This window comes from Tabrizicola sp. (assembly GCF_016792905.1).
GTDB lineage: Bacteria > Pseudomonadota > Alphaproteobacteria > Rhodobacterales > Rhodobacteraceae > Tabrizicola.
This window is the reverse complement of the sequence record NZ_JAEULP010000061.1, coordinates 1-7442: the sequence shown is the minus strand read 5'-3', so window position 1 is coordinate 7442 and position 7442 is coordinate 1. Positions and strand designations below refer to the sequence as shown.

General features: G+C 65.6%; 10 protein-coding genes, 1 tRNA gene and 1 pseudogene. 11 read left to right on the top strand and 1 reads right to left on the bottom strand.

Annotated features, from left to right (window positions below):
- From tuf to JNL31_RS12985, 4 genes and pseudogenes are all read left to right on the top strand, one after another.
- Positions 1 to 333, top strand: a pseudogene (tuf, locus tag JNL31_RS13000) (elongation factor Tu); the annotation flags it as partial.
- Positions 334 to 499: 166 nt separating this feature from the next.
- Positions 500 to 1294 carry a hypothetical protein gene (locus JNL31_RS12995; protein ID WP_294973880.1) on the top strand — a complete coding sequence of 265 codons (795 nt, stop codon included), beginning with the start codon at positions 500 to 502 and terminating at the stop codon, positions 1292 to 1294.
- Positions 1291 to 2193 carry a sulfotransferase domain-containing protein gene (locus JNL31_RS12990; RefSeq protein WP_294973877.1) on the top strand — a complete coding sequence of 301 codons (903 nt, stop codon included), beginning with the start codon at positions 1291 to 1293 and terminating at the stop codon, positions 2191 to 2193. The genes JNL31_RS12995 and JNL31_RS12990 overlap by 4 nt, the downstream gene beginning before the upstream one ends.
- A 295-nt stretch (positions 2194 to 2488) precedes the next feature.
- Positions 2489 to 2998 carry a hypothetical protein gene (locus tag JNL31_RS12985; RefSeq protein WP_294973874.1) on the top strand — a complete coding sequence of 170 codons (510 nt, stop codon included), beginning with the start codon at positions 2489 to 2491 and terminating at the stop codon, positions 2996 to 2998.
- A 38-nt stretch (positions 2999 to 3036) separates the two neighbouring features.
- On the opposite strand, the gene JNL31_RS12980 is transcribed toward JNL31_RS12985, so the two are convergent.
- Positions 3037 to 3966, bottom strand: a complete 930-nt coding sequence (locus tag JNL31_RS12980) for a hypothetical protein (protein WP_294973872.1) — start codon at positions 3964 to 3966, stop codon at positions 3037 to 3039.
- A 49-nt stretch (positions 3967 to 4015) separates the two neighbouring features.
- Between JNL31_RS12980 and JNL31_RS12975 the strand changes: the two genes are divergently transcribed.
- The 7 genes from JNL31_RS12975 to rplJ all read left to right on the top strand — a co-directional run.
- Positions 4016 to 4091 (top strand) — tRNA-Trp (locus JNL31_RS12975).
- A 107-nt stretch (positions 4092 to 4198) separates the two neighbouring features.
- On the top strand, positions 4199 to 4717 hold the full coding sequence (locus tag JNL31_RS12970; protein WP_294973870.1) for an LPS assembly lipoprotein LptE: 519 nt from the start codon (positions 4199 to 4201) through the stop codon (positions 4715 to 4717).
- A gap of 237 nt (positions 4718 to 4954) precedes the next feature.
- Entirely contained in the window at positions 4955 to 5146 is a 192-nt protein-coding gene (secE, locus tag JNL31_RS12965; protein ID WP_294973869.1) for a preprotein translocase subunit SecE, read from the top strand.
- 157 nt (positions 5147 to 5303) lie between these two features.
- Complete coding sequence (gene nusG, locus JNL31_RS12960) at positions 5304 to 5837, top strand: transcription termination/antitermination protein NusG (RefSeq protein WP_294973867.1); 534 nt, start codon at positions 5304 to 5306, stop codon at positions 5835 to 5837.
- A gap of 102 nt (positions 5838 to 5939) precedes the next feature.
- Positions 5940 to 6392, top strand: coding sequence for a 50S ribosomal protein L11 (rplK, locus tag JNL31_RS12955; protein WP_294973864.1), 453 nt, complete (start codon positions 5940 to 5942; stop codon positions 6390 to 6392).
- 5 nt (positions 6393 to 6397) lie between these two features.
- Positions 6398 to 7096 (top strand): 50S ribosomal protein L1, encoded by a 699-nt coding sequence (rplA, locus tag JNL31_RS12950; RefSeq protein ID WP_294973862.1) that lies wholly within the window; start codon positions 6398 to 6400, stop codon positions 7094 to 7096.
- Between the two features lie 252 nt (positions 7097 to 7348).
- Positions 7349 to 7442, top strand: a 94-nt coding sequence (gene rplJ / locus JNL31_RS12945) for a 50S ribosomal protein L10 (RefSeq protein WP_366928946.1), incomplete at its 3' end; no start/stop codon positions are given.

The window sequence follows — 7442 nt, the reverse complement described above, 5'->3', positions numbered from 1 at the left end:
GACGGGGTGGAGCGTGGCCAGGTGCTGTGCAAGCCGAAATCGGTCAACCCGCACACCAAGTTCGAGGCCGAGGCCTATATCCTGACCAAGGAGGAAGGCGGGCGCCACACCCCGTTCTTCGCGAACTACCGTCCGCAGTTCTACTTCCGCACGACCGACGTGACGGGCACGGTGAAGCTGCCGGAAGGCACCGAGATGGTGATGCCGGGCGACAACCTGAAGTTCGAGGTCGAGCTGATCGCCCCGATCGCGATGGAAGAGAAACTGCGCTTCGCCATCCGCGAAGGCGGCCGCACCGTCGGCGCGGGCGTGGTGTCGAAGATCATCGCCTGACAGGCGTTCGGGCAACAGCCCGGAAAATCCGGAAGGGCCGTCCGTTCGGGCGGCCCTTTTGCATTGCAACCGCCTTTTCCATGGGTATCACGGTGCACACCCATCCCTTCCACGACACGAGGCCTGTGTGAACCCAATCGCCGACCTGATTGCAGACTCCGGCCGGGTGCCACCGCAGCGCCTGGCGAAGCCTGTCGAATCCACACCGTTCTTCGACGTCGGTCCCGAGGGCTTCCTGATGCTGCCCCCCGCAGGCGGGCGGTTGCATTATGCCCCGGGGGCGGGGCTGGCGCTTGCGAACCCGCCGGATCGGCCCGAGGGCGACCTGTTGCCCTTCGCCTGGAGCTCCGGCTTCGCCGCGGCAGCCTGGTTTGACGGCCGGGTGCCCTTGCGTGCCAATGCCGTCCGATTGACCGACGGAAACCTGATCCTGATCGCCTCGGACCGCGATGATCTGCAGGAAGGCATGGCCGTTGCACTCAGCGAGACGTTCGGCCTTGCCGTGTCCGACGCGCCGGTGGTGATCGACCCGGAGGATGCCTCGCGCGTCTGCACCAACGGCCGCCCGATCACCCAGCGCCGCACGCGGAAAGACGCGGATGCTCCTCCGGTGCGCGAGGGTGCGCGCCGGTTGCAGCTGGATTGCCCCACCATTGACGGCCTGGCCGTGCACCCCTGCGTCGCGATGATCAGTCTCGGCGATGGCCGCGGGCCCGAGGCCGACCTTAAGGATCTCCCGCTCATGGCATCGGTCGCCGAAATCAGGAAGCACATCTTCATGCCCCTGGTCGGAACCGCGATCTGGGGCGAGGACACGATCAGCGCCGCGCATATGGTCCTGGCAAACACCTTGCCGATCTTGCGGTATGGGCTGCCGCCCGGGGCGATGCCGTCGGCAGAGCTTGCGTCGGACCTGATGGCCCAGCTCGACGCCCGTTTCAGGGAGCGGGAAACCCGATGACCAGCACCACCTCGCCGCCGACCCGCACGGGCTTCATCTGGCTCGCGTCCTACCCCAAGTCGGGCAATACCTGGTTTCGCGCGCTGCTGACCGCCTACGAAGATACCCGCGGCGATGTCGACATCAACAAGCTTGCCGCCCGGCATGCTGCCCGCGAAAGGCTCTTCGAGCGTTATCTTGCCTGCGATGGCAGCCTGCTCAGCGTTGATGAAACCTTCGTGGCACGCCGGATGCTGTATCTGTTCCTGGCCGACACCAACACCTCAGGCGCGCCACAGAAGGTTCACGACGCCAATCTTCCGCTGGCCAACGGGGAACTGCTGTTCCCGCCAGAGGCGACAGCGGCGGTCGTCCACCTTGTCCGTCACCCGTTCGACGTGGCGGTGTCCTATGCCTACCATCTGGGACTGGCGCCGAACTTCGACAAATGCATCGACAACATGTGCGATCCGGAGTTCCGGGTCGACGGGCTGGTCCATGCCCAGATGCCGCAGGTTCAGTCGGACTGGTCCAGTCATGCCGTCTCCTGGCTCGACATGCCTGACGTGCGCCGCGTGACCCTGCGCTACGAGGATATGCTTGTCGACGGCGTCGGCTCGCTGACCCAGGCCCTGCGCGTGATGTATCCGGGCGTCGATCCCGATCCGGAGCGTGTCCGGCGTGCGGTTGATGCCACCGCCTTTGGCAAGCTTCGGGCGCAGGAGGCCACTTCCTCCTTCAAGGAGCGGTCCGCCAAATCCGAGGCCTTCTTCCGGTCGGGCAAGGCGGGCGACTGGCAGAACCACCTGACGCCCGCGCAATGCGACCGCCTGGCCGAAGCGCTTGCCCCGGCAATGACCCGGTTGGGCTATGGGGCAGATGGCAGCGTCGGTGCCTGGGCGGGCAGCGCGTCGGCCTGAGACTGCACGAAGCCGTCGATGGTCCGCGGCCCGCCGCACGGCCTGGCGAGCTGAAGATTGGCAGCGTCCGTCCTGGACATGGCCAGCCTCGGGACCAGCGATGCGTCAGATGTTCGCCGGGCAGGATCCGGTCGGCCGCCCCATGGCCCTGCGGAAGCCCACAGGGAATACTGTGTCGCGACTCCGGAAATTCGGCTAGACTGCCGCCGAAGTTTTCCCCCTGTTCCTTCAATCAAAAAGGTCTTGCGCCATGGCTTACACTGCCGCGACTGCCGTTTCCTTTTGCCAACGCCAGATGGGTCGCTACCGTGACGGGGAATGCTGGACCCTGGTCGAAGATGCCGTCGTCGGGGCAGGGGGCAAGTCGTCGCGGGTCCTGACCCCGCGCTTTTCGGCCCATGCCTCATTCGTCTGGGGGACCGTCGTGCAAAGCAACGGGCTTCAGGCGGGCGACGTGCTGCAATTCAGCGGCTACAGCTGGACCCGCACGACCGACACCGACGTGACCAACCCCGACGGCAGCGGCTCCACCAACCAGACGGTCGCGACCGAGACGCGCGGCATTCCGCAGCACACCGCCATGGTCGTCCGCGTGGTGTCGACCGGCATCGTCGAGGTGATCGAACAGAACATTCCGCCCGCGACCGGCCCGGTGCAGACCCTCACGCTTGTGCTGACCGCACCGGCCCAGAGGGTGACGACCACCCGCACCCCGCACTCTTCCGGGGGCGAGACGGTCACGACCGTCACGGTCACTGACAGCGTCACCAACCCGCCGCGCTGCTACCGACCCATCGCAGCCTGAGGGACGAACCGGGTCCCCGCTGCCGACGCCCCTTCCGCCTAGTTGCGGGCCCGGGCCGACGCCTGCCGCATCTGCCAGCCCATCCGCAGGCCGGGATGGGCCTTCACCTGTTCCAGCATCGCCCTGAAGACCGCACGCGGCACCATGCCCTCATGCCAGCGGGCCGCCTCGCGCACCCGTTGCATCAGCTTGCCGTCGGTCAGCCCATCAACCCGCGCCGCCGCCAGCGCCTGCGGCGTGACCGGGGACACACACAGGAAGACCAGCCCCACCTTCGGCACATGGGCGAGCGGCAGGAACTGGTCGCGCAACCGCGCCATCTGCGCGCAAAGCCAGGGCTGCACCGCCATCAGGTAGTCCTGCTGGATCAGGATCGACCGCCCCGGCACCAGCGCCGGGAAGAATTCCGCCGCGATGTGGTCGGCCATCGCCGAGCCCTTTGCCGCATCGACCGAGAGGATTTCGATCGGCCCGCCCGTCCAGTGCTTTTCGCCGATGTCGCCGACATGCAGGGTCACATGACCCTCCCATGCAGCCAGGTGCCGCCGCACCACCGGCAACAGGTCGGCATCATCTACCTCGGGCAGGGGCTCGTCCGGGAGATAGCGGGCCCAGAACGCGCGCGAGGAGCGGAAGCGGTCATAGCTGTGGACGTGGAAGGGGCGCCCTGACAGCGCCAGCCCCGACAGGAGCCGCGCCGCCGAGCCGCCGGCATAGGCCCCGAGGTCGACCGCGACCCCCGCCCCCTGCGCCCTGCGACCGAGCCAGTGATAGAGCAGCCCCTCCTCCGAGGTGAGCATCGTCGGCACGCCCGCCGCCGCGCCCAGATCGGTCGCGGGCACCGTCCGCCACGGGCGGGCTGCGAATTCCGCCACGATCTCCGCCGCCGTCTGCACCCTCGCCCGTCTCCCTTCGAAATCACCGTAAGCCGTGCAGCCTGCCGCCGCCAGTCGCCCGGACCGGGGCAAGAGAATCCCTTGACCTCCCGCGCGGCCTGCCGTAACCCGGCGCCTGCGTAGGGGTATAGCTCAGCTGGTAGAGCGACGGTCTCCAAAACCGTAGGTCGCGGGTTCGAGCCCTGCTGCCCCTGCCATACCTCCCGACAGATCCCGCCTCCCGGCTGCGTCCCTTGGGGGAACCCGGCGGGTTGCTGCGCGTTCGGTCTCCATCACACCTGTTCACAGGAATATGGAGATAGCCATGCTTCACGCGAAAAAGACAGCTTCCGCTGCTCTCATCGCCCTTCTGGCAAGCCCTCTGCTTGCCAATGTCGACAACGTCGCAAAGGTCGACGTCTCGGTCGATGTCTCTGCGGTCAACAACGCCCAGGCGGCCACGTTCTGGGCCAATCTGGAAGCCGATCTGGAAAATGCGCTGGTCGCCAGGCTGACCACCCGCCTGCCGGTGGAAGAGATCAAGCCCGACGAAGACGGCAAGATCGACGGCGCCCAGATCATGGTCGACATCCGCGAGGTCGAGCTTGCGAGCGCCTTCGAGCGCGAGCTGAACCTTGGTGATGCGGTGTTGGTCGGCGACGTGACGATCCGCGATGACACCGACATGGCCAATACCGACACCTACGAGCTGACCGTCTCGCTGGAAAACGCCCATGTGATCGTTCCCGATGGCACGACGGTCCTTCTCTCGACCGACACCACCGGGGCCTATACCCGTTTGGTCGAAGCCTTCGCCGATGGCGTTGTGAGCCGCCTGAAGTAGGCTTTGGCCAGCCTCTGCGCCCCCAAGGTCCCACGGGGGCGCAGAGGTCCATCTGACGGAGGTTCCCGGCTTTGGCCCGGACAATTCCTTGCCTGATCCCTAATGTCCACAGGTAAGTCGTTGATTTTAAATGAACGGTCCATGTGTCCTGTGTGGACAGCCGGGGTTTCCGCCGGTCCGGCTTGAATTCTGCCCGTCAAACCCGTATCTCGACCGGCAATCAACACCGGAATCCCCATGTCCACCACGAACCCCGTCCAGTTCCTCCAGCAGGTCCGCGCCGAAGTCGCCAAGGTGGTCTGGCCCACCCGCCGCGAGGTTCTGCTGACCACGCTGATGGTCTTCATCCTCTCCGCCGTCGCCGCGACCTTCTTCAGCCTGGTCGATCTGACGATCAAGACCGGGCTGCACTACATCATCGGCGGCTGAGCGGCGCTTCCCTCTTGAATTGGGGCCGCGCTGGGGGTAGACCCCCGGCCAACCAAAGGGACACCGGCGCGCATCGATTCGGGGTGCGCGCTGTTTTTTGTTCCGGGGCATTTACGAAGACGGGGCCGAATGGCCCGGGCAGCAAGGAAGCAGGCAGATGGCGAAGCGCTGGTATTCGGTGAGCGTTCTCTCGAACTTCGAGAAGAAAGTGGCCGAACAGATCAAGACCGCCGTCACCGACGCCGGGCTTGAGGAAGAGATCGACGAAGTGCTGGTCCCGACCGAGGAAGTGATCGAAGTCCGCCGTGGCAAGAAGGTCACGTCCGAGCGTCGCTTCATGCCGGGCTACGTCCTCGTCCACATGGAAATGTCGAGCCGCGGCTACCACCTGATCTCCTCGATCAACCGCGTCACCGGCTTCCTTGGCCCCCAGGGCAAGCCGATGCCGATGCGCGATCATGAAGTGAACGCGATCCTGAACCGCGTCGAGGAAGGCCTGGAAGCCCCGCGCAACCTGATCCGCTTCGACATCGGCGAGACGGTGCAAGTGACCGACGGCCCGTTCGAGGGCTTCTCGGGCATGGTCGAGGATGTGGACGAGGCGCACAGCCGCCTGAAGGTCACCGTGTCGATCTTCGGCCGGGCGACGCCCGTGGAACTGGAATTCACCCAGGTCTCGAAAGGGGCCTAGGGTGCATCGCGTGGGAGGCGAGCGCCCTTAGGGGTGACGGACCGGACCACTAAACCGCACCCCCCAATTCCGGGCCGGGTGCAGTGACAAAGGAGAGGCCAGATGGCCAAGAAGATTATCGGCAGCCTCAAGCTGCAAGTGAAAGCGGGTCAAGCCAACCCGTCCCCGCCGGTCGGCCCGGCGCTGGGTCAGCGCGGGCTGAACATCATGGCCTTCGTGAAGGAATTCAACGCGAAGACCGCCGACATCCCGCCGGGCACCCCCACGCCCGTCATCATCACCTACTACCAGGACAAGTCCTTCAGCCTCGAATTGAAGACGGCTCCGGCCTCGTTCCTGGTCAAGCAGGCCGCCGGTCTGCCGGCCGTCGGCAAGCGCAGCCGTGCCAAGGGCTCGATGAAGCCGGGCCGCGAGGTTGCCGGTTCGATCACCGCGGCCCAACTCCGCAAGATCGCCGAGACCAAGATGAAGGACCTGAACGCCAATTCCGTGGAAGCTGCGATGCAGATCATCCTCGGCTCGGCCAAGTCCTGCGGCATCGAAGTGAAGGGCTGAGAACCATGGCAAAGATTGCAAAGCGCATCGCCAAGGCGAACGAAGCCTTCGCTGGCAAGGCAAACATCACCGTCGAAGACGCGGTGAAACTGATCAAGGGCGCGGCTTCGGCCAAGTTCGACGAGACGGTTGAAATCGCGATGAACCTCGGCGTCGACCCGCGTCACGCCGACCAGATGGTCCGTGGCGTCGTCGCCCTGCCGAACGGCACCGGCAAGACCGTCCGCGTCGCCGTCTTCGCCCGTGGCGCCAAGGCAGACGAAGCCAAGGCCGCCGGTGCGGACATCGTTGGTGCGGAAGACCTGATGGAGCAGATCCAGCAAGGCAACCTCAACTTCGACCGCTGCATCGCGACCCCGGACCTGATGCCGCTCGTCGGCCGCCTGGGCAAGATCCTCGGACCGCGCAACCTGATGCCGAACCCGAAGGTCGGCACCGTGACGATGGACGTGAAGACGGCCGTCGAGGGTGCCAAGGGCGGCGAAGTGCAGTTCAAGGTCGAGAAGGCCGGCGTGATCCACGCAGGCGTCGGCAAGGTTTCGTTCGACGACGCCAAGCTCGCCCAGAACATCCGCGCCTTCGTGGACGCGGTGTCGAAGGCAAGGCCCACCGGCGCCAAGGGCACATACCTGAAGAAGGTGTCGCTGTCCTCGACCATGGGCCCGGGCGTGTCGGTCGACATCTCGTCGGCGACCCAGGCGTAAGGGGCTCGGGGCAGGCCCCGACCTACGAAATCCCGACCCGCAAGGGGAGGGGACTACCCGGGCCGCCTCTAGGCCCGGTTCTGTCCGAGACGGTGGGTGGCGCGCAAACGCCATAAATCCTGCCCGAGATGGGGAACGAGATTTGGGCCACCCATCCGGGTGATCTTGGCTCGGGAACCTGAAACGGACCCGACGCCCCTGCAAAGGGGCAAACATGAGCCGGGGGGAAACCCCCAACCTTGGAGTGAAACTGTGGATAGAGCCCAGAAAGAGAAAGTGGTCGAGGAACTCGGCCAGATCTTCGAAAGCTCTGGCGTTGTGGTGGTTGCCCACTACACCGGGATGA

Coding starts and splice junctions, on each gene's coding strand:
- JNL31_RS12990 (WP_294973877.1), top strand. CDS start 1,291: ATGACCAGCACCACCTCGCCGCCGACCCGCACGGGCTTCATCTGGCTC.
- JNL31_RS12985 (WP_294973874.1), top strand. CDS start 2,489: ATGGGTCGCTACCGTGACGGGGAATGCTGGACCCTGGTCGAAGATGCC.
- JNL31_RS12970 (WP_294973870.1), top strand. CDS start 4,199: ATGCTTCACGCGAAAAAGACAGCTTCCGCTGCTCTCATCGCCCTTCTG.
- secE (WP_294973869.1), top strand. CDS start 4,955: ATGTCCACCACGAACCCCGTCCAGTTCCTCCAGCAGGTCCGCGCCGAA.
- nusG (WP_294973867.1), top strand. CDS start 5,304: ATGGCGAAGCGCTGGTATTCGGTGAGCGTTCTCTCGAACTTCGAGAAG.
- rplK (WP_294973864.1), top strand. CDS start 5,940: ATGGCCAAGAAGATTATCGGCAGCCTCAAGCTGCAAGTGAAAGCGGGT.
- rplA (WP_294973862.1), top strand. CDS start 6,398: ATGGCAAAGATTGCAAAGCGCATCGCCAAGGCGAACGAAGCCTTCGCT.